The organism is Streptomyces sp. NPDC048636 (assembly GCF_040650655.1).
Lineage (GTDB): Bacteria > Actinomycetota > Actinomycetes > Streptomycetales > Streptomycetaceae > Streptomyces.
On the sequence record NZ_JBEZHR010000001.1, the window covers coordinates 876862 to 902866 of the forward strand.

At 67.4% G+C, this 26005-nt stretch carries 17 protein-coding genes, 1 tRNA gene and 1 pseudogene; 5 read left to right on the plus strand and 14 right to left on the minus strand.

Annotated features, from left to right (window positions below; all coding sequences use genetic code 11):
* Positions 1 to 363: 363 nt before the first annotated feature.
* Positions 364 to 1134 (minus strand): annotated as a pseudogene (locus tag AB0C66_RS04070) (serine/threonine-protein kinase); the annotation flags it as partial.
* Positions 1135 to 1420: 286 nt separating this feature from the next.
* Here AB0C66_RS04070 and AB0C66_RS04075 point away from each other — a divergent pair.
* Positions 1421 to 1804, plus strand: coding sequence for a DUF6083 domain-containing protein (locus tag AB0C66_RS04075; protein ID WP_362432494.1), 384 nt, complete (start codon positions 1421 to 1423; stop codon positions 1802 to 1804).
* A 630-nt stretch (positions 1805 to 2434) separates the two neighbouring features.
* Here AB0C66_RS04075 and haaN read toward each other — a convergent pair.
* From haaN to haaT, 4 genes are all read right to left on the minus strand, one after another.
* On the minus strand, positions 2435 to 2908 hold the full coding sequence (haaN, locus tag AB0C66_RS04080) for a cyclophane-containing RiPP N-acetyltransferase HaaN (protein ID WP_362432497.1): 474 nt from the start codon (positions 2906 to 2908) through the stop codon (positions 2435 to 2437).
* 28 nt (positions 2909 to 2936) lie between these two features.
* On the minus strand, positions 2937 to 4097 hold the full coding sequence (locus AB0C66_RS04085) for an FxsB family cyclophane-forming radical SAM/SPASM peptide maturase (protein ID WP_362432499.1): 1161 nt from the start codon (positions 4095 to 4097) through the stop codon (positions 2937 to 2939).
* A gap of 13 nt (positions 4098 to 4110) precedes the next feature.
* Positions 4111 to 4302 (minus strand): HaaA family cyclophane-containing RiPP peptide, encoded by a 192-nt coding sequence (gene haaA / locus AB0C66_RS04090; RefSeq protein ID WP_362432501.1) that lies wholly within the window; start codon positions 4300 to 4302, stop codon positions 4111 to 4113.
* 127 nt (positions 4303 to 4429) lie between these two features.
* Positions 4430 to 7213, minus strand: coding sequence for a cyclophane-containing RiPP biosynthesis TPR protein HaaT (gene haaT / locus AB0C66_RS04095; RefSeq protein WP_362432504.1), 2784 nt, complete (start codon positions 7211 to 7213; stop codon positions 4430 to 4432).
* 602 nt (positions 7214 to 7815) lie between these two features.
* Here haaT and AB0C66_RS04100 point away from each other — a divergent pair.
* Positions 7816 to 9123, plus strand: coding sequence for a hypothetical protein (locus AB0C66_RS04100; RefSeq protein WP_362432506.1), 1308 nt, complete (start codon positions 7816 to 7818; stop codon positions 9121 to 9123).
* 26 nt (positions 9124 to 9149) lie between these two features.
* A complete protein-coding gene (locus AB0C66_RS04105) occupies positions 9150 to 11264 on the plus strand; it encodes an AIPR family protein (protein WP_362432509.1) in 2115 nt (704 codons plus the stop codon).
* A 16-nt stretch (positions 11265 to 11280) separates the two neighbouring features.
* On the opposite strand, the gene AB0C66_RS04110 is transcribed toward AB0C66_RS04105, so the two are convergent.
* The 3 genes from AB0C66_RS04110 to AB0C66_RS04120 form a co-directional block, all read right to left on the minus strand.
* Positions 11281 to 12897 carry a serine/threonine-protein kinase gene (locus AB0C66_RS04110; RefSeq protein ID WP_362432512.1) on the minus strand — a complete coding sequence of 539 codons (1617 nt, stop codon included), beginning with the start codon at positions 12895 to 12897 and terminating at the stop codon, positions 11281 to 11283.
* An 85-nt stretch (positions 12898 to 12982) separates the two neighbouring features.
* Positions 12983 to 13174, minus strand: coding sequence for a hypothetical protein (locus tag AB0C66_RS04115; protein ID WP_359598615.1), 192 nt, complete (start codon positions 13172 to 13174; stop codon positions 12983 to 12985).
* 9 nt (positions 13175 to 13183) lie between these two features.
* Positions 13184 to 14035 (minus strand): helix-turn-helix transcriptional regulator, encoded by an 852-nt coding sequence (locus tag AB0C66_RS04120; protein ID WP_362432515.1) that lies wholly within the window; start codon positions 14033 to 14035, stop codon positions 13184 to 13186.
* Between the two features lie 256 nt (positions 14036 to 14291).
* Here AB0C66_RS04120 and AB0C66_RS04125 point away from each other — a divergent pair, with 256 nt between their 5' ends.
* Positions 14292 to 14705 (plus strand): ATP-binding protein, encoded by a 414-nt coding sequence (locus AB0C66_RS04125; RefSeq protein WP_362432517.1) that lies wholly within the window; start codon positions 14292 to 14294, stop codon positions 14703 to 14705.
* 26 nt (positions 14706 to 14731) lie between these two features.
* Here AB0C66_RS04125 and AB0C66_RS04130 read toward each other — a convergent pair whose 3' ends face one another.
* From AB0C66_RS04130 to AB0C66_RS04150, 5 genes are all read right to left on the minus strand, one after another.
* Positions 14732 to 17887 (minus strand): type I restriction endonuclease, encoded by a 3156-nt coding sequence (locus AB0C66_RS04130; protein WP_362432520.1) that lies wholly within the window; start codon positions 17885 to 17887, stop codon positions 14732 to 14734.
* 155 nt (positions 17888 to 18042) lie between these two features.
* Positions 18043 to 18282 (minus strand): hypothetical protein, encoded by a 240-nt coding sequence (locus tag AB0C66_RS04135; RefSeq protein ID WP_362432522.1) that lies wholly within the window; start codon positions 18280 to 18282, stop codon positions 18043 to 18045.
* A gap of 7 nt (positions 18283 to 18289) precedes the next feature.
* The gene (locus tag AB0C66_RS04140) at positions 18290 to 19507 is read right to left on the minus strand and encodes a restriction endonuclease subunit S (RefSeq protein ID WP_362432524.1); all 1218 of its coding nucleotides are present in this window, start codon (positions 19505 to 19507) and stop codon (positions 18290 to 18292) included.
* Positions 19504 to 21570, minus strand: a complete 2067-nt coding sequence (locus AB0C66_RS04145) for a class I SAM-dependent DNA methyltransferase (RefSeq protein WP_362432525.1) — start codon at positions 21568 to 21570, stop codon at positions 19504 to 19506. The genes AB0C66_RS04140 and AB0C66_RS04145 overlap by 4 nt, the downstream gene beginning before the upstream one ends.
* A 78-nt stretch (positions 21571 to 21648) precedes the next feature.
* A complete protein-coding gene (locus AB0C66_RS04150) occupies positions 21649 to 23769 on the minus strand; it encodes an N-6 DNA methylase (RefSeq protein ID WP_362432528.1) in 2121 nt (706 codons plus the stop codon).
* A gap of 220 nt (positions 23770 to 23989) precedes the next feature.
* Here AB0C66_RS04150 and AB0C66_RS04155 point away from each other — a divergent pair, with 220 nt between their 5' ends.
* Positions 23990 to 25684 (plus strand): TIGR04141 family sporadically distributed protein, encoded by a 1695-nt coding sequence (locus tag AB0C66_RS04155; protein WP_362432530.1) that lies wholly within the window; start codon positions 23990 to 23992, stop codon positions 25682 to 25684.
* A gap of 173 nt (positions 25685 to 25857) precedes the next feature.
* Here AB0C66_RS04155 and AB0C66_RS04160 read toward each other — a convergent pair.
* Positions 25858 to 25929 (minus strand) — tRNA-Arg (locus AB0C66_RS04160).
* Positions 25930 to 26005 lie beyond the last annotated feature (76 nt).

The window sequence follows — 26005 nt, forward strand, 5'->3', positions numbered from 1 at the left end:
CGTCAGCTTCACGACGGTGAACACACCCCCGCCGATCACCGCCAGCGCGGCCAGCACCGCCAGCGTGACGCGCGCCCGGGACCGCTGTGGCCGTGGCGTCCGCCGGGCGGGAGGGGCAGGAGAGGCGGGCGGCGGGGGCGGGGCGCTCGGCCGGGGCGGCGTGGCGGGTACGGCGGGTGAGGAGTGCGGAACGCGCGGGTCCGGCCCGTCCGGTACGGGCCTCTCACGAGCCCCCGCCTCCGGCCGCGGTTCCTCCTGCTCCCGCCGCGCCACATGTCCGGCCACCGCCTCCGGCAGCCACCCCCGCGAGTCGCGCTCCAACAGCCCCTCGCCCGCCAGCTCCCGGCAGATCTCGATCACTTGGGCCGGTGTCGGCCGGTCCACCGGATCCTTCGCCAGACAACGGCCCACCAGTCCGCGCAGCACCTCCGGACAGTCGTCGAGATCCGGCTCCTCGGCCACGATCCGGTACAGCAGCGCATGCGACGAGCCCTCGCCGAAGGGGTGCGCGCCGGTGGCGGCGAAATGGGCCAGCAGCCCGAGGGCGAAGACATCCAGCGCCGGGCTGACCTCCCGCCCCGCGATCTGCTCCGGGGCCATGTACCCGGGCGTACCCAGCCGTACGTCCGGCCCGGTCAGCGCCGTGGCGTCCATGGCGTGCGCGATGCCGAAGTCGATGACGCGCGGCCCGTCGGAGGCCAGCAGCACATTGGACGGTTTCAGATCGCGGTGGATCAGCCCTGCCCGATGGATCGACTCCAGCGCCTCGGCGACTCCGGCCACCAACTGGAGCACGGTGGTCGGCGGCAGCGCCCCGTATCCGTTCACCGCCGTACTCAGCGCGGGCCCGGCGACGTACGCGCTGGCGAGCCAGGGGCGCGGGCTGTCGGGATCACTGTCCACCACGGACGCGGTGTACGGCCCCTGCACCCGCCGCGCCGCCTCGACCTCCCGCGCGAACCGCCGCCGGAACTCCAGGTCCTGGGCGTACTCGTCGCGGATCACCTTGAGCGCCACGGGTTGGCCCCCGCGCGTGTACGCCAGATACACGGCTCCCATGCCGCCGACACCGAGCCTGCCCCGCACCCGATACCCAGCGATCTCCGCAGGATCGCCCCCGCCCCATGCCTCCACTGACCCGTCCCCCTCGGCAGCAGCTCACGGCTCATGGACCGCCGTGACGGGGAATCATGTTAGTCGCAGCCGTCGGGGTGCGGCGGGGGAGCGCCGAGCCCTCTCCGGGCCCGGATACACGCACCTACACGGCCATCTACGCGATATCTCAGCCGCACGCCCTCGGCCTCTCGTTGCCGGCTGCGCCTGCCGCGTCGCGTTTCGACCCACTGGAGGACTGAAGCCCCACGCCTTCTGTCCGGTTCGCCCTCTACGCCTGGGTCGACGGCCTTGTGACTCTCACGATATGGGGCTTTTGGAGGAGGAACCGCGGCGGCTGAGTGGTGGACAGTCCCGCTGCCCGGACTGCGGACTGCCGCAGGATCGGGTGGCGACGCTTGAGCAGGACTGGGTGCTGCTGGAGCCGGATATGAATCCGCTGGCACACACAGTGTCGGCGGACCAGCGGTGGATCGAACTGTCCGATGGGCGGGTGACGGTCTACGGGGTGTGCCCGCCGGATCAGTTTCAGCGATGCCGTATCGAGCACCGTCTTGCCTGCCCCGCACTGCCTCTGCCGGATCTCTGGCCGTGGTTGACGACCCTACGAGGCGAGAACGCGCGGCAGGCTGAGCGGCAGAACACCCCGGAGCCGCCTCCGCCTCCCGAGGAGTGGCCGGACGCCGGCTGATGGACACTCCGGAAGCGCCGGGGCTGACGGGGACGACAGCCCAAGATCCGGCACATATCTGCTGGTGACGGGGTCTTGGCACACTTGCGCAGTGTGCCCCTCCGCCGAAGCAACCAGTACATGGGAACGGGCGGGATCAATGGGTGGTGCCGTTGGAGTGCTTGTCGAGATGGTTATCCGGGTCACTCGATAGACAATGCTGCGAGGCCACAAGTCTGAGTCCTCGGGGGACAACCATCCAGGCGGGCGTGGTTACGGCTTATGCGTTCAACAGCGTCGTCTCGCACTCCTCGCACCGCTGGATCGCCTGTCGCGCGGTGTTGCCCTCGGTCGCGGTCGCCGGATGGCCGCTGCTCAAGCGGTCCCAGAGACCAGGCGGCGGGTCGGGTATCCACCCCCAGCGTGGGGGTTTTACGAACTCTTCGGATACGTGCGAGCAGGCTCCAGGCAGATGCGCGTACCGTGTGGGTGAGATGAGGATCGTGTCAGCAGGGAAGCGGCGCCATTCCTGTCTCGGCTGGGGCGCAGGACGCCCCTTGGGGACGGATCCGTCAGGTGGGCAGGCGCACCCCAACCCGATGATGTTCTCGCATCGTTCGCAGCGCACTTCCGTGGCAGCCACTGAGTTCCTCACGCTGTGTTGGTGTCGACCCGGTAGACGATCTTTCCATCGAACTCGGTGAATCCGAGCGACTTGTAGAAGGCGCGTGCTCCCGGGTTGTCGCGGTCGGTCATCCACTCGACGCGGCTGCATCCGGAACGCGAGGCGGCGAGGGTGCGGAGTTCGCTCATGAGCTGGGCGCCGACGCCCTGACGGCGCAGGGTGTCACGGACGTAGAGCTCTTTGAGAAACAACGAATGGGAGGAGCCTGCCGCCGGCCAGAGAAACGAGTAGGCGGCGAGTCCGACGAGGTCCCCGGACTCGTCCTCGACGAGGAGGGCAGAGGCCATTGGTGGTGAGCCGAATAGTGCTTCCTCCACCTGGGACTCGCGCTCGTCGAGGGGCTGGACCTCGGTCGATCCGTAGAATCGCTCGATCTCCTCGATCAGTTCGGCCACTGCCAGGATGTCCCGCTTTTCTGCGGGGCGGATCGTCACGGTCATCGGCATCTCCTGTCGTTCATGAGTTGCTTCAGCGGTATGGAGCAGCTGGTGCGTGTGTGCCCCAGCCGTGCTGCCGCAGAGAGCCCTGGACATGCCGGATGAGATATTCCAGGTCAGCGCAGTACACGGAGGGATTCCGATACCCGCGGGCGGTGCTGAAGCGATGCGGGAGGTAGCCTCCTCCGCAGACTTCTACCAGTGGGCAGCTCTGACACTTCTCGGCCAGTGCCGCTTTGCCGTCGTGCCGGTGCATGAGCTTCGGATGACGCACGGTTTCGTCGAAGGACTGGCTGAGGAGGTCGACGCCCAACCAGGAGGCACCCTCCTCGACGGATCGCAGGGTGTCCACGCCTTCGAGCGTGCCGTTTGACTCGATGACGACGCTGGCCGGCGGAGCCAAGCCGAGGGTTTCCACAGAGCCGCGCACGCCGGAGCTGAGCGCCACGATGTCCTCCAGCATCCGGACGCTGTGCTGGTACTCGGGCCGGGCGAGCCATGCGTCGTAGACACGGCTCATCCACAGCCCGTACTCGGGCACACTGGGGTCGTCGCGCTGCGGCGGATCGTCGTGCGTTCCGTGCGGCAGGTTGAAGTCGATCACCGGGGGCTTGAACGACGCCAGGTAGTCGTGGACCTCGACCGGGTCATTGGCCAGGTCCACCACGGCGAGCAGTCCGGCGAACAGGTGCCGGCGGGAGCTGATCAGCTCGATGCCGCGTACGGCTGAGGCCGCGCTCGATCGCGCGGTGTGGGTCAGCCGGTGCCGGTCGTTGGCAGCCGGTGGTCCATCGAGGCTGATGCCCAGGACGACCTCGTACCGCTCGAAGAGGTCCAGCCATGCCTCGGTGAGGAGCGTCCCGTTGGTCTGGAGCTCGAAGCGGACATCCGTGTCCGATGGGATTCCGCTCCGGAGAGTGCTCAGCAGGTCGGCCATATGCCGCGGACCGACGAGCAGCGGTTCTCCGCCGTGCAGGACGATATGGACATCCCGAAGACCGTGCGTTCTGGTGTGCTCGCTGATCCGCCGCGCGGCGGCCTGTGCCACTTCCACGCTCATCCGGGCGGGTAGGCGCCGTGACGTCTGGTCCTTGGAGTTGAAGACGTAGCAGTAGTCGCAGTCGATGTTGCAGCGGTTGGCGACCTTGAGGATGAACGTGCGCAGTGGAGCAATGTCTTCGAGGTGCGTCATCGAACGGGCGTGATCAAAGCGGCCAGGGCCAGATGAGCGAAGCCGCGTGAGCGCCATCGCCGGCCCGGTTCGTCGCGGCCTGCTCGGTCTCGAGCCGCTGCCGTACGCGGATGGCAACGCGGTCCAGGACCAAGTTGCCCTGAGTAGGCTCCGGGACCATGGGCGCTGTGGCGTACGGTGCGGGAACAGACGTGGGTGACGGCATGCAACGCTCCTTGTGGTGGGGCGTACCGGACCTCGGCACGGTGCGACGGTGGTTGATGCGCAAGATCGGCTCAACGTAGCAGCGTCAGCACGCGCGGTGGCATATGGAATCTGGCCACATGGCCGACTCACCCTGCCTGTGTTGCCAACAGGCGTTCGATCGCTTCAACCTCGGCACTCACGCCCAACCGTCGGTACAGGGTGAGCGCTTCCCGCAGTGCCCCCTCGGCCTGCGCCGGTCCGTCGATCGCCCCATCGCAGCGGCCGATCCCTTCCAGGGCACGGGCCTCCTCAAAGGGACAGCGGATCTCCCGCGCCAGACTCAGGGCCCGCTCGAAGTGTTCGCGTCCGCCGGCCGGGTTGTCGGAAGCGCGCAGCAGCATCCCCCAGTGGTTCAGGACCTCCGCCTCACCGCAGCGGTCGCCCAGGTCGCGGAGGATATCCAGACTGCGCTGGAACGCCTCGACGGCGCCGTCCCGTTCCCGGACGAGCCCGCGGACCACCCCGAGCTCGCTGAGCGCGGCGGCCTCGCCCCCGCGGCTGCCGAGATCGCGGTAGGCGCGCAGAGCCTCCTCCACCAGCCGGGTCGCCTCCGTGACGCTCCCGGTCACGCGCTCCAGGACCCCGAGGTGGCGGGTGCTGTTGGCGCGGCCGAACCGGTCGCCGAGCTCGGTGTAATGCTCCAGCGCCTGGGTGTGGGCGTCGCGTGCCTGGTCGAGATCACCGGTCAGTCGCCGTACCAGCCCCAGCTCGTTGAGGGCGTACGCCTGGTGGACCCGGTCGTCGAGCTCGCGGTAGATGTCGAACGCTGCCTGGTGCTGCCGGGTGGCGCGTTCGTAGTCGCCCAAAAGGCAGTGCACGACCCCAAGATCCCGCAGCGAGTTGGCTTCACCGTACCGGTCGCGCAGTTCGCGGTAGATCGACAGCGCCTCTGTCTGTGCTTCCATGGAGGCGTCGAAATGACTCGTCTGCCGTCGCACCATACCGAGGTCTGCGAGGGCGTTGGCCAGCCCGAACCGGTCTCCGACCTCGCGGTAGAGGGCGAGGGCCTCGGTCTGGGCTCGAGCCGAGGACTCGGTGTCGGCCGTCAGGTACCAGACGATGCCCGCCTGGTTCAGTGCGTCGGCCTTGCCTTGCTGATCGCCCACCGCTTCGTACTCCACCACCGCCTGGTTCAGGGCCTCTGTCGCCTCGGGATAGGCCGCCATGAAGCGGCGCACGACCCCCAGTTCCGCTAGCGCGTTGGCCAGCGCCCGCCGGTCCCCGGTGCGTCGTGCGGCGTCGGCGGCGGTCCGGTGGAGCCCGACGGCCTGGTCCCAGGGCCCTGCCTGCCGTAGGAAGGGAGCCATGGCCGCGGCCAGGCGAATCACGAATCCGTGCAGGTCGAGGCTGTTCGCGCGTCGGATACAGGCGAAGATGTTGGGCCGCTCGTTCTCCAGCCACTCCAGGGCGGTGGCTCGCGATTCCATAGGTGGTGTCTCCACCTCGGACGCGCCCTCCGGAGGCGGGGGTGCGTGCGCACCGGCGCGGACCATGTGGCTGTTCGCATCGACGAGAGCGGCCAGGTAGTAAGTGCAGACACGCGTGATGGTCTGAGCGTCGTCCATGCTGGCACTCTCCTCAGTGGCGAGACCACGGGCATAGTCGCGTAAGAGGTCGTGAAGCTGATAGCGACCACCCGGCTGCTCGTCGATCAGGTGGTCGTCGTAGAGCGCGTCGAGATGGCGCCGTGCCTCCGATACCGACAGAGAGCCGAGCGTGGCCCCGACGTACGCGTCGAGGTCCGTGCCGGGATAGCGGCCAAGACCCTGAAAGAAGCTCTGCCGCTCCTGTGGGAGATCCCGGTAGGACAGATCGAACGTCGCGGTCACCGCACGTTCTCCCGCGCGTAGTTCCCCCAGCCGGTCCCTGGCCGCCACCAACCGCTCCCGAAGGCCCTCGGCGCTCCACGACGGATGGTGCCGTAGCCGCGCCGCGAGCAGCGACACCCCCAGCGGCAGATAGCCGCACATCCGCACCAGCGTTGCGACCACCGCCCGGTCCAGAGAGTGTGCGGGCCGTCCACTGAGCCGGACGAACAGGTCGACCGCATGACCCGGCGGCAGGGCCTCGACCGGCAGCACCACTTCCTCGTTCGCCGCCAGCCGTTTCCGGCTGGTCACCAGCACAAGGCAGCCACCTCCGCCAGGAAGCAAAGGTTCCAACTGCTGGTAGCTTGCGACGTTGTCGAGGATGAGCAGTGCCTTCTTGTCGGCCAGCTGACCCCGCCACATCGCGGCCCGTGCCTCCGTGACCGCGCCCAGATCGTCGCCCATGGGAATCTGCTGCGTAGGCACACCGGCGGCCGCCAGCAGCGAGGCCAGCGCCTCGGTCGCTTGAACAGGGTTCCGCCCAGGCGTGTGCCCGTTCAGATTCACGAAGAGCTGCCCGTCCGGGAACCGCTCCGAGAGCACGTGCCCGGCATGGACGGCGAAGGTGGTCTTCCCCACTCCCGGCATTCCGTCGACCACATGAACCGGCAGCGGCTCATTGTGTTCTTGGGAGGCCCGTACCGACAGCATCAACCGCTCCAACTCTGCGGCCCGGTCGGTGAACGCGGCCGTGTCGCGTGGCAACGATCGCAGCACCAGTGCGGCACCTGGGATTCCAGACCGGTCTTCTGGTTGTCGGGGCGGCTCAGCCACCTGTACGGGCGTCCGAGCCTCCGGTAAAGCAGCCAGCAAGCCGGTCCCCACAACCATCACCACGCCCAGCAGAACGAACGAAAACCACGCGTGCTCCTGGAGCCACCCCAGCCAGCCGGGCCATTGAGACTGCTCCGACACCGCGTTCGTCACGAGCCCCACGAGCATCGTCGTGACCGCGACGCCACCGGCCACGCCGGCGACCGCGATACCCCGCCGCAGCCTCATGCGCGCGCCGTCGTGTGGGTGTCGGGGCCCGCCGTACCCGTTCCACCGCTGTCGATCCACAACAGGACATCCAGAACTGACCTGGTCACGAGAGCAACCCCCGAGTGCGACACCTCAACCTCCCAAGCCGACCAGCCGTGATGGGGGTTGGTCAAGGTCGCTCCGCGCCGTCAAGCCTGTTGCCCTAGCCCTTTCTGCTTGGGTTGAGCCATCCAAGAAGGATGCATACCCGATCTCCCGACCACCTGGAGGTAGCCGCGCGCCACGGCTAGCGACCACCGGAGCGGTACGGCGAGCATCCGTCTAAATTGGTTCGCCGCATCCTTCCGCGACTCTTGCGGCCTGGACCATCACGTGACGGATACAGCAGAGCTGACGACGCGTCTTGCTGCGGGGCATTGCTCATGGGAAGACGGTTCCGCTCCTGGTGAGTCGGCAGGGTGGTGGTTGCCTTCTGGCCACGATCACACCTGAGGTTGGAGCTTGCGCGCTACCATCCCCCTGAGCCTGGCTCGGTGTGGTGGCAGGCGGTTCTGGGGGAGTGGATGGCATTCGCACAACCAAGGCGGGTAGGTTCCCCGTCTTCGGCGCGGTCGCCACGGTTGGCGATTCTGCGCCCTGACAATGACTTACTTCGTCTGCTCGATGGCGACCAGGCCAAGGGAAGGTCCTACTCGCAACCCTGCCGTGACTGGCCCGAGGTCAAGTCACACCTCGCGATCCTGCTTGCTCCTCCCGACGAGCAGGGTGACGAAGGCGGCCGGAAGCAACCGGAGCGGATCTGGGGGCTGGGCATCGTGCGTCCTGCTCACGAGACTGACCGGGACCGGAAGGTCGTCGTCACTCGTGCACAAAGGATTCGCGGCCTGGTGCCTCTCGCGGGTCTCTGGTGCGCCGACGGCGAGCGGGACGGCGCGCTCGCCAGGTCGTTACCGGAAAGCGGTCCCGTCATGGTCGGCGCGGACATCGTATTCGCCAATCTCCGGCGCATCTCCCTTGTTGTCGAGAAGGAAGTCCAGAGGCTGTTGCCGTTGCTCGACGACGGTGAAGGCTGGAGCGAGCGGGAGCTCCGCTGGCGTGATGAGCGTGACGCTTTGCTGCTCTTCGCCAAGATAGCCGGGGTGGCCCCGAACGACTTCGCGCCGGTGCACGGCTGGGACAGGACAGCCGCCCGGGAATGCTTTCTCAGTGGGCTCACCGGGACTCCGGTTCAGCCGATGTTCGGCGACATCCGCGGGCGGGCAGCGGAGAGGTTCCGCGGCGTCGGTGAGACCGTCGTCCAAGCGTTCACGAGCGCCAAAGGCCGCCAAAGATACGACTTCGAGGCCACGTCGATAACCGATCGGGGGGTGCTTGACGGCGGGGAGGGCTCACTCGACGCCTACTATTACCACGTCGACACCCGGATGCTCGTCCTACTGCGCTACCTGAGTCCTGGCCCGAACGGGCTCTTGTCGTCCGACGCCCGGCGCAGTCTGGACGATTTCCTCGGCCGTGTTCACCACCTGCCGAGACCCGCCCCCCGCAGCGCCGACGATTACGGCTTGTTGCACGACCCTTTCTTTCTCCGCATTCACGAGCAGGTGCCGTTCACCGCTGCTCTGCACCGGACGAGCTCCGGCGCGATCTACCCCTACGGCCAGATCGCGGCAGCGGTATCAGCCACCGCGGAGCACGGTCTCCCAGGTCTTTCCACCGACATGCTCACTCGTCACCTGGTGCCGACCGACTTCGCCCGCTTGGTGCGCGACGGCTGGTTCGGTGCGCCCGAGGTGCCTTTTGAAGTGGCCTTGGAGTGGGTGGAGGCCACTGTCGAAACGATCGGTGTCGCCTTGGTGGTCCTCGACTTCAGCAGGCGGCCGCGTGGCAACGGCGCAGGGTTCGGAACGCGGGCCCAGGGCATCGCATGACACCACCAGGGGGAAGGCAACCATCCATGGCCACCTCGGGGGCGGAGACACCTCGCCAGGTAGCACAGGTCCGCGAGCAACTGCGCGAGACGTTCGACGGGGTGATAAACGACAGCGACATCGCTCACTTCCGAGGAGGCAACTACGAACAGCGCTTCCTCTCCCGCGCCCTCGCAGCCCTCGCGGTACGACGCGTGGCCAAATGCAGTGTGGTCGAGGCGGCTCGGTTCGTCACGGACGGCATCGCGGACCAGGGAATGGACGCCATCGCCCCCCTGCCGGAGAGCGGGCAGGCTCTGCTCGTCCAGGCGAAGTGGAGCGACAAGGGTACGGCGACCTTCGACGTGGACGCCGCCAAGGCGATGGTGGACGGCCTGAACCGGATCGAGAACGAGCTGTACGACCAGTTCAACCAGCGTGCTGGCGCCCTGGCGCTGGAGGCCAGGCCATTCATCGTCAATGAGAGAGCCACCCTGGTCATCGCGCTGATGGGCACCGTGGAGCCCTCTCCGCCCGCACGCGAGGTTCTCGACAACGCTCTCGACGAGTTCAACAAGCACGGCGCCCGCTTGAGCGTCGAGGTGCTGTACGCCGCGGACTTCCATGACCAGATCCATGCGGATCTTCGGCCGGAGCCGATCCGTCTGGATGTACGCCTCGACGACTGGTACCAGCAGAAGGGACCGCTTGAGGCATATCAGGGCACGGTCTCCGCCGAAAGCGTCGCCGAGTGGTACGAGACGTACGGCACCGGCCTGTTCGAGCAGAATCTCCGGGCCCCGCTCGGGACCACCGTCACCAATGCGGAGATCGGTCAGACCCTCACGTCCGATCCCACCAGGTTCTGGCACCTGAACAACGGCATCACCATGATCTGCGACTCGCTCACGGCGAAGCACGACAGCGCCAAGGCACCGCAGAGCAGACCGACCACTCTCACCGTGACCGGGGCGAGCATCGTCAATGGCGCTCAGACGGTACGGGCTGTCGCCAGGACCATGCACGATGACGGCGAGGCAGCGGCCAATGCCACACTGAGCATCAAGGTCATCAACACGCGTGAAGACCGGGACTTCGGCGTACAGGTCTCGCAGGCGGCGAACCGGCAGAACGCCATCGAGCAGCGCGACCACATCGCGCTGGAACCCGTGCACCAGGCGATCAAGGCCAATCTGCGCGCCGAACTACGCAAGCAGTACGTGATCAAGCGGGGCGAGCCGGTCGCCGCCCCCGAGACAGGTTGTTCACTGGACGAACTCGCCCTCGCCCTTGCCTGCCTGCACCCGGACGCCGAACAGGCCGCCCGGGCTGCCAGTTCCACGGAGAACCTGTGGGAGCTGGGCCCCAAGGGCAGCCACACCGTGCTCTTCAAACGCGAACCCTCGCCGCAGAAGGTGTGGCGTTCGGTGCTCACACTGCGCGCGGCACGGAGCGCGGTCTACGAACTGGGCAGCGGGCAGAACAGCCGCGAGGCGGCGACCGCGGAGCACGGTGGATTTCTCGCCACCCACCTGCTCTTCCAGCATCTCGGGGCCACGAGCATCGATGACCCCGACTTCGACTGGGAGAGCGAGGTCCTGGAGAAGATTCCCGCCCTCGTACCGGAGCTGGTGCGCCGGCTGACGCACCAGCTCGTCACTCGACACGGGCCACGTCCCCAGATCCGAACCGCCTTCCAGACCCCGGAGACATGCCGAGAGCTGGCGAAGCAGGTCCTCGGCGACCTGGCCGATGGTGTCGCTGTTCCCGCACCTGCCGTGAAGGAGCGCAGGACGCGTCGTCCGAACACGGTGCCGCTCCTGGTCGATCGCCGTGTCATCAAGGAGGGAGCCCCCCTTCGGTACAAGGCTCAGAACCTTCCTGAGCGTGACGCCATGGAAGAGTGGCTTGTCGAAGACGAAAGCCGACGCCAGGCGACCTGGGTCAATCACCGGACCAAGCCGATCCTGTGGGCGTACGACGAGCAGCTGTACTCGCCATCCGGGCTGGTGTCGAAGATGTGGGCGGATGCCGCATGGGACGATCGGCCGGTGGCCAACCAGGGGACCACTCGCTGGTTCCTCGCGGACGACCGGAACCTGTGGGATCTGGCACAGCGCATCCACAGCGAAGAGGACGAGGAGAGCGAGGGCGAGGCCTGACGGCACCGGTGGGACGTCAGGAGGGGCCAGGACCCTCCGGGCGGCGCAGCCGGGCGAGGAGGCCAGCGATCTCGCGGGTCTCCTCGTGGTCCTCGCCGAGGATGACGCACATGTCCTCGTGGAGGGTGTCGAGGACACCCTCGGCCTCAGTGCGGCGGCTCTCGGAGAAGAGGAGGACGCCGATGCTGCGGCGCAGGTCGAGAGCGGTCTCGGAGGCGTCTCCATCCGAGTCGGACACGACCTCCAGGACTTCCTGGAACTCCCGCAGGGCATCGGTGGCCAGGCCCAGGTTGGCCCGGCAGTGGGCGGCGTGACGGCGGCACTCCAGCGCGCTGTCGCTGGTCGGTCCCGCTGTACGAGCGTAGACGGCGGCCAGCGCGTCGAACTCCGGTAAGGCGCGCCGGAAGTCCCCGCCGGCCATGAGGACCGCCGCGCGCTGCCCCCGCAGGCCCAGCACACGCGGGTTCTGCGTGCCGAGAGCGGTGGCCGCCGTGGCGATCGCCGCCTTGAGGACGTCCGCGGCCTGGGCGAACCGACCGCTCTCGGCGAGGTCCGCGGACCGCGCGTAGGCGTCTCGGATCGCGTCCCGCAGCGCGGTGTCGACGCGCGCCGGGACAGGTACGGGGGTCACCGGCTCGGGTGAGGGCGCGGGTGGCGTGGTTCGCCGCAGCGGTGCGTTCGGCTGCCGGTAGATCACTGTCGGGTCGGGCATCGAGGCAGGGGAGCCGCTGTCGGTGAAGACCACGGGGACAGCCGCTGAACCTGGCTGCGGCAGGTGCGGAGACAGGCGTTCGTACACCGCGTACGCGTCGGCCGGACGCTGCTCGGGCGCCTTGGCCAGCAGGCCTAGGGTCAGCTCCTCCAGATCCTCCGGCACGTCGGCACGCAGAGCGCGCAACGGTGTCGGCGGCTGGTCCATGTGCTGGCGCATGAGCTGGAATTCGTTCTCACCGTTGAAGACCGGCTCACCGGCGAGGAGTTCGTGCAGCACGCAGCCGAGCGCGTAGAGGTCGCTGAGCGGTGTGATCTGCGCGGAGTCGATCTGCTCCGGTGGCATGTAGCGGCTGGTACCGATCCGGCTGCCGGTGGCCGTGAGCCGGGTGATGTCCGTGCGCAGCAGCTTCGCGATGCCGAAGTCCAAGACCTTGACCGTCCCGTCGGCGGCGATCAGGACGTTGTCCGGCTTCAGGTCGCGGTGCACGACCGGGATGGCGTGGGCGTACGACAGGACCGTGCAGATCTGCGCGGCGATCGACACGGCCCAGCTCACCGGGAGCCGTGCCGCCGCGCCGTCCTCCGTGCCCGTGAGGACGCTGCGCAGGGAGATCCCGCGCACGTACTCCATCACCAGGTACAGTCGGTCGTACGACGCCTCGTCCAGCACCGCGTCGAACACCTGCGGTACGCCATGGTGGCCGATCCGCGCGGTGACGCGGGCCTCGCGCTCGAAGCGGCGGGTGAACTCCTGCGCTTGCGCGGGTGTCGCGACGACGTCGGGCCGGATGAGCTTGACTGCGATCTCCCGGTCGAGAACGGAGTCGTAGCCGCGCCAGACGGTGCCCATGCCGCCGGACTCGATCTCCTCGATCAGCTCGTAGCGGTCCTGCTCACCGATCTTCCTTGCCTGCGCCACGCGTTGCGCCCCCGTCGTCCTGATGTCACGTCAGCCGATCGCTGTACGCCACGGTACCGACTGGTGGCGTCGCGCGCTGCGGGCCCTACAGCAGGTGGTCGGCCTTCCCGGCCTTGATGTCGGTGATGAGGGTGCGCAGGGCTTCGAGGGAGTCGGTGAGGTAGTGGTCCTCCTGGCCGGCAACGGCTATGTAGCCGTTGCCGTCGGCATCGGTGCCGAGGCGGAAGCAGTTGTTGCCTTCTGCGCAGTAGGGGGCTTCCCAGGTGATGACAGGCATGAGGGCTCCTTAGAGTTCGCGGGCGACAGCGTGGATGAGTTCCCGGGATTCTTCGGGGCTCAGAGAGTGCGCATCCATCCAGTCGAGGTGGGCGCGGAATTTGGCCAGTTGGGCGTCGGCATGGAGGAACTCGGGACCGTGCGTGGAATCCAACTGGACTGTGTCGAGCTGTGGCACGGGGCCCTCGGCATACAGGAGGGCGTGCCCCGCTCCAGGGAAGCCGTCGCAGCTGACGGGGATGATCCGCAGAGTGATGTTGTCGCGCTCGGACATGACCTGTAGGTGGTCGAGCTGGGTCTGAGTGACTTTGCGCCCACCGAACTGCATACGGAGGGCTGCCTCATGAATGTATCCGATGTACGGAAGTGAGATCGGCTCATTCAGAACCTGCTGTCGATCCATACGATGCTTCACGCGCAACTCAACCTCAAGACGGGACATGCGTGGCAGCCCGGAGTCGAACACCGCCCGGGCGTACTCCTCGGTGTGGAGGAGGCCGGGCAGATGGACGATCTGCCCGGTGAGCAGGCGTTTGGCGTGCCACTCAAGCTCGGCGATGTCGAGCAGCCCAGACGGCAAGGTGCCGCGGTACTGCTCCCACCAGCCGGGTTCCGTTTCATCGGCCATGGCGGCCAAGGCGTCGATGTACATATCGTCGGAGCAGTCGTAGTTGCTGGCCAGCGTCCGCACTCGCTCCGGGGTCGTGATCCGAGTGCCTGCTTCCATGTTGGAGATCTTCGCCCGGTCCAGGCCCAGCAGGCCAGCTGCGTACTGCGTGGTTGCACCTGCTGCGAGGCGGAGTTTGCGCAGTTCAGCGCCAAGTCGCTGTTGGCGTTCTGTGGGTGCGCTTCGCATCGACATGCTGTCCTCTCTGCCCGGCCCCGCCAGTCTGCCGGGGCTTCACATGGTTGATCCAACTCTATCGTGGCAAATTGCCATTGAAATCGTGGCGCCGTGCCACGGGAGCCGCTAGCGTTGGGTCACGCGCACGCTACACACCGCAATGCCGGAAGCGCGCCGCGTGAGCATGCCCGTCCGCCCTGGAACGGGTGCGCTCGCGACCGGGGCGGCAGGCCACCGGCGACCTCGAATCCCCATCACAGCCATGGAGTTCGTCATGCCCGAGATCCCCCTCGTGCCCGCCCACTGGCGGTTCCCCGCCCACCCCAACTCCGTACGGCGGGCCCGTTACGCCGTCGCTGAGTCACTGCCGCAGGTCCTTCGTCCCCACCTCGGCGACGACCTTGGGCTGTTGACATCCGAGCTGGTCACCAACGCCATTCGTCACGGTGCCTGCCAGGAGGACAAGGGGTTCATCGAACTTGTCCTGTGGCCCGCCGACGGACACTACTGGCTCGCAGTGTCCGACCCCGGCGCTGGTAAGCCCGTGCTGGCCCACCCGAGCTCGGATGCCGAGAACGGCCGGGGTCTGCTCCTCGTTGATCGCCTTGCCAGCGCCTGGACCGTCCGGCCCCGGCCCACGCGCGGAACGTCCGTGATCGTGGGCCTCCCCTTGCGCCACAGCGGTTGACGGGGCGGAGCGGTCGACGGGGCGTCTCAGGCCGCGTCGTCGATGTTCTCCTCCCGGCGGATCATCCGCCAGGCCGCCCGGCGGGCACTCTGGTTGAGCGACTGTTTGAAGCTGTCGTCGTGGCTGAAGTACTGCCGTCCCATATCGGCGATGGTGTCGATGTGCTCGGCCATCTTGTCCTCGAAGACCTCGTCGAAGACGAGCCCAAAGTTGTCCTCGTCATTGACGGCGGCGGCGCGGACCTTCGGGTCCGCCTTCGCCTCGTCGAACGGCGTGAGCACGTCCTGTTCGGTGAAGTCGGTGCCGAACTTCTCGTTGAACTTGTCGATCAGCTCCGACAGCAGGGATTTCTCCTGCTCCTTGGCGCCGCCCGAGCCCTCGCCGAAGCCGCGCAGCTCAGCCGCTCCCTCGGCGCTCAGCGCGAGGTCGTGCTCGCCGGTCTTCTGGATGCGCAGGTGACTGAGGTCGACGTCCCCTATGTCCACGCCGCCGTCCCCGCGTCGCGGCAGGCGGTTGAGCAGGTGGCGGCCGTAGAGGTAGAGGCATTCGAGGTCGGCGTCGCGGTAGGGCACGATCTGCGCGAGGAAGCCGTACTTCCGGACGTAGTCGTTGAGGTCCGTGCGGAACTGCTCGGCGGCCTCCTGGGCGTCCTCGTCCGAGTCGCCCGCCTCGTCCTTGCGGTCCAGCAGCTCGGTGAACCGCTCCACGGCGGGGCCGAGATGCCGATACAGCTCGGCGTGCAGCTTCTCCCAGCGGGCCGCCGAGCCCGCCGCCTTCTCCTCGGCCGCCAGATAGGCGTCGGCGAACTCCCGCATCTCCTCCTCGACGAGAATGTCGGGCTCCATGACCCGGCTCTGCGCGGTGTAGAGGAGGTTGGGCTCGGAGGGGAGGGTGTTCGCTTCCTCGAAGTACGGGCGGAAGGACTCCTTGATGTCCTCGGCGTCGTTGACGAAGTCCAGTACGGCCAGGTCTGCCTGCGACTTGCGGTCGGCGGTGCGGTTCAGGCGGGAGAGGGTCTGGACGGCGCTGATGCCCGCGAGCTTCTTGTTCACGTACATCGTGGTGAGCAGCGGCTGATCGAAGCCGGTCTGGTACTTCTCGGCGACGACGAGGATGCGGTACTCGCGCTGCGTCGCCTTCCCGCCGGTGCGCACCGCCTTGTCGTCCTTGCGCGTGTACGCGAACGCCTTCGGCAGCGCGGACTCGGCCAGGCCGCCGTTCTCCTTCGGCTCGGTCGTCTCCTCACCGTCGTACGTCAGGCTGCCGGAAAACGCGACCAGGACGCCGGGGTCGGCGTACGCGCGGTCGTCGATGTACTTCCTGATCGCACGGGCCATCTGCACGGCGCTGTGCCGGGAGGCCGTCACCACCATGGCCTTGGCCCGCCCGCCGAGCCGCCCGGCGGTGTGGGTGCGGAAGTGCTCGACGATCACGTGCGACTGCTGCGTCACGGTGGAGTCGTGCGTGAGGGCGTACCGGGCGAGCAGCGGATTCGCCTTGGACGGGTCCACCTTCCGCTCGTCGGGATTCTTGTTCACCAGCTTCCAGTACGTGTCGTACGTGACGTAGGTGCGCAGGGGGTCGAGGATGAAGCCTTCCTCGATGGCCTGGCGCATCGAGTACGTGTGGAAGGGGACGTAGGTCGGCTCGCCGTTGACGGACTCCAGGGTGCCGAAGAGTTCGAGGGTCTTGGCCTTGGGCGTGGCCGTGAAGGCGAAGTAGGAGAGGTTCGAGGCCATGCTGCGCTGGATGGCCTTCCGGCGGAGCTTGGCATCGGTGGTGGTCTCCGCCCCTGCTGCCTGTTCGGTGGCCCCGGGATCCTCGGAGTCCGAATCCAGGCCCAGACCGCGCAGAGCCGCGCGGACGTCCGTGGCCGCGTCGCCGGACTGCGAGGAGTGCGCCTCGTCCACGATGATCGCGAAGTTGTGCCCCTGGATCTCGGTGGGGTTGCGCCGCAGGTAGTCGATCAAGGCCGGAAAGGTGTGCAGTGTGACCGTGATGATCTTCCCGGTCTCGCGGGACAGTGCCTTGGCGAGCTGCTCCGACTTCGCGCCCTGCTTTTCGTCGATCTTCACCACCAGACCGGCGGTCTTCTCGAAACTACCCACGGTCTCGCGGAGCTGGGCGTCGAGATTGCGGCGGTCGGTGATGATCAGGACCTTGTCGAACACGGGCGCGCCTGGCTTGAGCCCGGCGGCCAGGGCATCGGGGTCGATCTCGGCCGGGTCGGTGGGCGTGTGCAGCGACGACAGGCGGTGCGCCAGCCATCCGATGGTGTTCGACTTGCCGGATCCGGCGGAGGCCATGCCCAGGTAGTTGTGACCGGGGCCGTGGTGGGCCGCGTGGTGGGCGAGCTTCTTGACGATGTCCCACTGGTGATAGCGCGGGAAGATCAGCTTCTTCCGCGTCCGCCCGTCCGGGCCCTTCTCCCTGCTGAGGTGCACGAACCGTTCGATCAGGTCCAGCCAGGCGTCCCGCTCCCAGATCTGCTCCCAGAGGTACGAGGTCGCGTACGTCCCGGGGACGGTGGGCGCCGGATTCCCCGCGCCGCCGGGCTTCCCCGGGCCCTCCGACCCGGTGTTGAACGGCAGGAACCGCGTCGGCTTGCCGCGCAGCTCCGGCGCGACGAACACCAGGTCCGTGTCGATGGCGAAGTTCGCGATCACACGCCGCGCGAAGATCAGCTCGGTGGGGTCGCGGTCCGTGCGGTACTGGTCCTTGGCGGCCTCCACGCCTTGGCGCGTGAGGGCGTTCTTCAATTCGGCGGTGGCGAGGGGGACCCCGTTGAGGAAGAGGGTGAGGTCGAGGCGCTTGCCCTTGTCCGCCTGCTTGACGGCGTACTCCAGCTCTTTGACGAAGGTCAGCCGGTTCGCCCGGTAGTCGTTCAGGACCGCGTCCGAGGCGACGAGCGACGGCTTGAAGTAGGCGAGCCTGATCAGGACACCGTGGTCCTTCACGCCCTTGCGGAGCACGTCCAGCACACCGTCAGTCGCGATGGCCTGGTCCACGCGCTTGGCGAACCCGGCCTGGGCGGTGTTGGGATCGCCGCCGTAGAGGGCGATCAGTTCGGCCCAGTCGTTGGCCTGGGTCTTGCCGATGAAATCGAAGAGCTGGGCGGTGTCCAGGCCGAGGTGGGGGCGGTAGTCCTGCCGGTTTCCTTCAGACCAATCGCGCTCCAGCATGGCGGCGACTATGGCGTTCCCGAATGCGGCTTCGTCGTGGACGGGCATGAGCGGCTATTCCCCCCGCTTTCCGGTGATCAGGAAGGTGATGTCACAGTAGAACTTGTCGGACGAGGCTGAGTTGGCGCGGGCAAGGTCGAGATCCATTTCTTGGATCAGTGTCGGCTGGCCTCCTCCCACCCACCGCGCGTCGCCACGGCTTCGGCCGGGCCGTTCAGCAGCGCGTCGCGTACGAAGCGCAGGACATCGAGGAAGTTCCACTCGCCTGCGGAGTTCCGCCCGAGCAGCACGGTGAACCGGCCGAGAGCCGCGCCGCAATGAGCGATGGACTTGTAGTTGCCCACCCGGACACGGGTGATGAACGATATCGGGCGGTGAGGCGCGGCGGGACTCATGGCACGATCATTCCTCGATCCCTCGTCCGCTGGCAGTGGACACGTCGATCTGGCCGGTGACGGCGGCGGTGATCACGGCTTGACGTCGCTCAGCGAGAACTGACTTTTGGCGTTCCAGTTTGTCGCTCAGGCTCCTCATCGAGCCCTGGATGCGATCAATCTCTCGAACCATGTGTTTACGCTCCTGCGAGTCCGAGGGCCAAGTCAGTGAAAAGTTACCCAGGTCTTCCATGCCGAGCGTCGGCTGAGCCGTGTCTGTGCTCGTCGCCACATCCGCCTGGTTGCGGAAAGAGCTCGTACCGAGCCAAGCCTTGACGAGTTGCACCTCTATGTCAGGCGTGAAACGCATCGAACACACGGCTCGCGCGATGTTTGCTCCAGCCAAACTCGCAGGAGCAATCGCTGCGCGTCCGAGAGTTCCCACAACGCTCATCAGCAGATCGCCGGGCCGGACGATGCTTCTGGCGTATTGAGCTGACAATTCGCTCGGAATGTTGCGCAGCCCAGCGGCCCGCCCTTCCAGGTCAAGTAGATCATTGACTCGGATGAACGGGACCCCTTCATCTGTGAAAACCGGAACCAGGACGCCGTAGCGCGGGCGCACAGAAAATAGATACTTGAGCCGCGTCCGAGTACCAGATCGCGCCTTTCGGAACGAAAGGTCAAGCATTTCCCTTTCGCGCTCTGTGAGGAGGTTCAGTTGAGCGGACCGAGACGCGTTCAAAGCGTCGATGCGGGAGGTCTCGGTGTCGAGGAAGTCGGCGATGCGGCGCTGCTCTTCCCTGTCCGGAAGCACAATTGGCAGATTGCCGATGTCGGCCGCATTGATGGCCGGATAGCTTACTCCCACTGACCTGGCAACTACTTCTTCAACGAAGATCTGAGATTGGCAGTAATGGGCTAGAAACCGGCTATCGATCTGCGTGCCGGCCTCTAGTACTGCGAACCCAGTAGAGAAGACCAGGGGCGTCGCGACTTCAGGTACGCGAGCAATAGCGCGCAGGTACGTTCGCACCGTTGAGACGACAACTGCACCAGCTGGCGCAAGACGGCGAGCCCGTGACGGCGCGGAACTGAAATTCACCTCCTCATCAGGGATGGTTACGCGTCCGAGGCTATCGACTGAGCCGATGTCGATATAGCGAAAGCGGAAGTTCGGGTCGGTGCTTTCGGGTAGCATATTTCGGTTGATTCGAGCGACATCCTTAATCCTGAGTGAAGTCATTCCGTCACCTCACCCAGCAGCGCCTGAATCTCGGCCTCCAGCGACTTCAACTCCGCGTCGATCTCCGCCAACGGCCGCGGCGGCTCGTACACATAGAAATGTCGCGTGAACGGAATCTCGTACCCGATCTTCGTCTTGCTGTGGTCGATCCACGCGTCCGGAACGTGCGGCAGAACCTCCCGCCGCAGGTACTCATCCACGTCCTCCTCCAGCGGGACGTTCTCGTAGTCCCGCAACTCCGGGTCCGGTTCCGGTTCACCCTTGACGCGCTGGACCTCACCCTCCGGATCCCGGACGCCGACCGCCTCCCGCAGCGCCTTGCCGAACGGCGCGCCCGTCGGCCACGTCAGGCCGGCCGCGACGACCGCGTCCTTGAGGTCGATCCACGCATCGGACTTCGTCGTCCAGGACTTGCCGACCAGCGGGCGGAGCGCCGCCACGAATTCCTCGACCTTCGTCGCCCGTGCGATCGGCTTCGACTCGGTGATGGCCGTCAGCGTCTCCTCCGCCACCTCGAACCGGAGCTTCAATGGCCGCTCGACGGTGATCCGGTGATACCCGAAGTCCTCGTTGCAGAAGATCTTGATCTTCCCGGCACGGTCGGCCAGGTCGTGGCCGCCGCCCTTCTCCGCCGCGTCAACAACGGCCAGCGCCTCCGTGTAGAGCCGCGTGATCTCGGAGATGTGCTGCTCGCTCAGTTCCTTGCGCTTGTCGCCCAGCGACTTCCACATCTGGCGCCAGTAGTCGCGCGCGTCCAGCAGGACGACCTTGCCGCGCCGGCCCCTGGCCTTGCGATTGCTGAGCACCCAGAAGTACGTGGAGATGCCGGTGTTGTAGAAGAGCTGGTCGGGCAGGGCGACGATGCCCTCCAGCCAATCGTTCTCCAGGATCCACTGCCGGATCCTGGACTCACCCGACTCCGCCGCCCCCGTGAACAGCGGGGAGCCGTTGAAGACGATCGCGATCCGACTGCCGCCCGCCCCCGAAGGGTCCACCGGCTTCATCTTCGAGATCATGTGCTGGAGGAAGAGCAGCGAGCCGTCGTTGATGCGCGGCAGGCCAGCCGCGAACCGTCCGCTCTCACCAAGGCGTTCGTGCTCGTCCTCGACCGCGTCCTTGACCTTCTTCCACTCCACGCCGAACGGCGGGTTGGCCAGCAGGTAGTCGAAGGTGGCGCCGTCGTGGCCGTCCAGGCTGAACGAGTTGCCGTACTTGATGTTCTCCGGGTCCTGACCCTTGATCATCATGTCCGACCGGCAGATGGCCCAGGACTCGGCGTTGAGTTCCTGGCCGAAGACCTTGACCGTGGCGTCGGGGTTGAGGCTCGTGATGTGCTCCTCGGCCGCGCTGAGCATGCCGCCGGTTCCGCATGCCGGGTCCATGACGGTGCGGACGGTGCCCGGCAGGGCCAGCGCGTCGCTGTCCGGCGCGACGAGCAGGTTGACCATCAGCCGGATGACTTCCCGGGGCGTGAAGTGCTCACCGGCCGTCTCGTTGGACTGCTCGGCGAAGCGCCGGATCAACTCCTCGAAGATGTAGCCCATCTGGTGGTTGGTGACGATTTCGATCGGCTTGCCGTCCTCGTCGAGCACGACCTTGCCGTCGGCGTCCCTCTTCACCGGCCGGAGGTCAAGGTCGGCGAACCGCCCGACCACCTGGTACAGCAGGTCCGCCGCGTCCAACCGCTTGATCTGCTGGGCGAAGTCGTACCGCTCCAGCACTTCCCGCGCGTTGGGGGAGAAGGCGCCGTAGTACTCGTTGAGGTACTTCGCCGCGTGCGAGGGGTCGCCCGCGATGGCCTTCAGCGTGTAGGTGCTGGTGTTGTAGAAGCTGTGGCTGGACGCTATGCGCAGGAAGCGGTCGGGGTTGAGGTCCTGGTCCTCGTAGCGGGCGGCGACCTCCAGGACCTTGTCCTTGGTCGGGGCGAGGACACACTCCAGGCGCCGCAGCACGGTGAACGGCAGGATCACCTTGCCGTAGTCGGACTGCTTGTAGTCGCCACGCAGGAGGTCGGCGACCGACCATGCGTGGTTCGCCAGTTCCGTGTGCTTACTGCTGTTCAACGGTGTCCTTCCGGTGTTCGCCGTCCCAGCGGGACAGAGACGTCAAGTCTGGCCGTTTGCGGTGCCGGGCCGCAGGTTTCACGTCGATCCGTGACCGTCCGGCAACAGTGCGCCGTCGGTGAGGCCGGTGCCGAGGAGACGTGTGACCTCCTCGGCGGCCCGATCGGCACGGCGGGCGGCGGTGCGCAGTTCGTGAAGGCGGCGGAAGGCGGCGCCGTAGCGCTGCTGCTCGGCGAGCGGGAGCAGGGGAACGCGCAGGCGTCGCGGGTCCACCCGGACGAGGGATGTGCCGGTGGCGGCAGCGTTGACGTTCTGCTCCGCCGCGAGGAACCCGGCGAGGAACCAGGGGTCGAGCCGACGCCGGTCCGGGCGGAAGAGCAGGAGGGAAGGTCCGAGGAAGCAGCCTGCCTCGTCCGGCTCGACGACCCGGGCCACGGCGGTGCGCTCCCCGAGGAGGATCTCTGTGAGCAGTACGTCGCTTTCCTGGACCAAGGGGAGGGCCACGCCGGTGGGAAGATCCGCTTCCGTTCCGGAGGCGGGCCGGTTCTGGGAGACGTCAACAGGCAAGAGCGCCGGTCGTCCGCCGGGTTCCGGCTCGGGCTGCGACAGCGGTTGGCCGCTACGAGTACGGCGGCTTGCGAGCGCGGTGCGGAGGAAACTGAGAGCGCCGCCGCGCAGGAGGTCCGCGACCGTCGCGGTGCGCCAGTCGCGGGGCCGGTCGTCCGCCGGCGGCCAGTCGCCGTCGGAGCTGAGGCCAGCCAGGTCCGTTGCCGCTTCACGGAGTTGGTCGTACAGCTCCGATGCCTGCCGGGCCAGCAGAGCAGGGCGGAGGGCTTGCCGGGAAGCCGTCCTGATGCGGCGGGCCGGGGTCAAGTCCACGGCCTCGTCCAGGAGGTCGGTGACCGGCATCGCGGCGGCGACGCCCGGGGATCCCGTGAAGCCGTCCTGGTCGTCGAGGTAGGACCGCCACGCCGAGAGCACGGTGTCGTTGACGGCGTCCCAGTCGAGATCTCGTTTCCCGGCGGCGGCGTCGACGAGCAGGACCGTACCCGGGGCTTCAGCCTGCGGATCGGGCCGTTCGAGCACCCACAGGTGCAGGCCGATGTGAAGCGGGGTGGCCGCGCCCTGGGGAAGCGAGACGACTCCGCGGAGGGCTCCGTCGCGTACGAGCTGAGCCCGGATACGCCGACCGGCGGTGCGTTCTGCCACGGCGGGGGGCATGAGCAGTACGGCGCGGCCACGGGGAATGAGGTGGGCCAGGCAGTGCTGGACCCAGGCGAGTTCGGGCTCGCCCTTGGGGGGCACGCCATAGGCCCAGCGTTGGTCGTACGCCAGATCGTCGTGCCCCCAGTCACGGACTCCGTACGGGGGATTGCACAGGACGGCGTCCGCGGTGAGGCCCTTGAAGGCGTCGGAGCGCAGGCTGTCCCCTGTATGTACGCGGATCGCCGCCTCGGGGGCGCTCAGCCGGAGCCGCACGGCGGCCGGGGCGGCCTGGGCGACCAGCACGTCTTGGCCGTGCAGTTCGCTCGCGCCGACGGATGCCGCTGCGGCGAGCAGCGATCCGGTGCCGCATGCGGGGTCGAGAACGCTCGCGGGGGAAGCCCCCGCGCTATCGGTGAGGAGCCGGGCCATGAGGTCGGCCAAGGGGGGCGGCGTGAGGTAGGTGCCGGTGCCGCCCGCGTTCTCCAGTAGACGTTCGGACAGGACGTCCGTCGCGGCCTCGGCGCCATCCGTGACGACGCACTCCACCAACGCCCTCAGCGGCCCGGTCGCGTCGGGGCCGTACGCGGCGTCCTCAGTTCCAGGGATGTCCTGGGTTCCGTCGTCCGCGGCTGACCGGACCCATCGCAGTAGTGCTGCGTCACGCAGTTGGGGAAGGGCTTCGCGGTCTCTCCGGCCCAGCCGGGCAGCGCCGAGCACCACAGGGAGCAGGTGCAGGGCCAGTGCGCCGTCGTCGGAGTGGGTGCGCAGCACGGTGCGTAGCCGGTCCGCCGGTGTGTCCTCGGGGAGTTGGCCACGCGCGGAGAGCCAGGCGCGGACGGCGTCGAGGTCGTAGGTGGGGCTGGTGTCCGTGCCTCCCGCGGGGGCGGGGAAGTCCGGGTGCCGACGACGCCAGTTGCTCACCGTGGCGCGGGTGACTCCGGCCAGCCGCGAGATGTCGGCGGCGGTCACGAGGGCACTGGCCTGCTGGTTCATGGGCTCCTGCCGAGTGACGTGAGGGTGCGCGTGCTGGACGGCTCCACTCTAGACCGGCACCTAACCGATGTGAACTGTTTGACGACGCTTTCATTGAAACGTTTGACACTGCTTTCAGTTGGCGCTCTACTGGTTGTGCTTTCACTCGGCTCCCCGGCTTCCCCGGGCCTCCCGCGCTTCTCCCTGCCCACAACACGTTCGATTCGAATGGAGCGGCACCATGGCCACCAGCACTTCCGGCACGTCCAAGCGCACCCTGTACCGGCTCACGGGTGTCGCCCCCACGGTCGATGCGATGTTCGACGTCCTCGACCCGGCTCGGCTCGAGGCCGTTGACGCGGAACTGCACGTCCCGGAGGAGTGGTTGGGCGTTCCGGCGCTGCTGGTCACCGGCAGCTTCGAGCAGTCGATCGCGAGCTGGTGCGGCGAGATCAACCGCACGACCGGATGCGAGGTGTCGCGGCCGGTGAACCGGTCGGCCGGGCTGCTGATGCTCGCGATCGACGACGAGGTGTACGCCATCGGTTACGACCAGGGCTTCCGCCTGGTGCCCGAGGCGGTCAAGGACCGGCGGTTCGGGCTGAGTTTCGTGATCCGCAGGGTGGACCCCGCCCAGATCCGTGACCTGGTCTCCCATACGCCGGGCGGCGGCCGGACCGACATCACCCTCGTGCCCGGTGGCGCTCCGGTCTGGAGCCTGGGCATCCAGGAGCACGCGCAGATCGTGCGGCGGCTGGGCGGTCGGCTGGACGGGATCGAGCTCACGATCGCCCAGGACGACCGTACGAAGATCTCCAGCGTCGAGGGCGGTACCGGGCTGCGGTTGCGCCTCGGTATCGACGCTCCGGACTTGGTCGCGGACATCCGGGCCATCGCCCGTGTCCTTCGGGACGAGGCCCCGGCTCCGGAACTGGAGTTCGTCGAGCACATCGTCCCGGCCAAGGACGCCGACCTCGTCACGCGGCTGGAGAGGCGGCTCGACGACCTGTTGGGCGAGGCGCCGGACGGACGTATCGCGGTCGCTGTCCCGTCCGATCACTGGGACGACTACGGCGCTGCCCATGCTTTCGCCACCAAGGTGCACAGCCCGGAGGCGTGCCTCACCGACGACTTCAGCCTGGAGTACGTCCTCAACCGGGCCCGCGTGCAGAGGGCGGGAACGCGCTTTGCCGCGCTCCGGGACGGCACCGTCACCCTCTACGCGCACACTCGGGCGGAGAGGGGTGACGTCATCTGGACGTCGAGCGTGCTGCGGTGGATCGAGGCGGAGGTGGCGCTCGGTGCCCGCCGGTTCTTCCTGATGGACGGGCAGTGGTACGAGATCGGGGAGGCGTACCTGGAGGCGATCCGTTCGCAGGTGGAGCGGCTCATCGCCGGCACGCCCTCGGTCGACCTTCCGGCCTGGGTGCTTGGGGACAAGGAGCGGGACTACAACGAGTCAGTGCCCGACCTGCGGCCCGGGTACGTCTGCTTTGACCGTGACAACGTCCGGACCGTGCTGCACCGGGGCAACGGCGTGGAGATCTGCGACCTGCTGAGCCCGGACGACGTCCTGGTCATGGTGAAGCGGGCCAAGGGCTCCGACGCGCTGAGCCATCTGTTCGCTCAGGCCGTGGTCGCCGTTCAGGCCCTGCTGCACTCGCCGGAGGCCATGGACGGGTTCGCCCGGAAGGTGGCCGCGGCCCGGCCCGGTCGGCCTCTGCCGGAGGGATTCCGGGCGGCAAGGGTCGTCTTCGCGATCCTGCTCAAGGACGGCACCGACCTCACCGCCGACACGCTGTTCCCGTTCTCTCAGGTCACCCTCGTGCAGACGGCCAAGATCCTTGAGGCGTGGGGCGTCGCCGTCGAGGTCATGGGGATCCAGGCCACGGCGGTGCCTCAGAGCCGGGCGGGCATCCGTCGCCTGGCCGCGTAGCGGGAATCCAGACACCCGTCTAACCCGCCTGTGGGTACAGCCAGTTATGCAGAATTTTTGTAGCGTGATCACTGTCGTGGGGCTGCCGTCGGCGGTTCCCGGCCGCACATACGCGAAGACCCCGCTCTCAGCCGCTGGGCTGATGGCGGGGTCTGCTGGCACCTCGTACAAGGTGCCCCCGGCAGGATTCGAACCTGCGCACACGGCTCCGGAGGCCGTTGCTCTATCCCCTGAGCTACGGGGGCGTTGCCGCCGGTGTTCTTGGCGACGGGTAGAACCCTACCAGCTCACTCGGGGTGTTCATGAACGCTTATCGGGAGA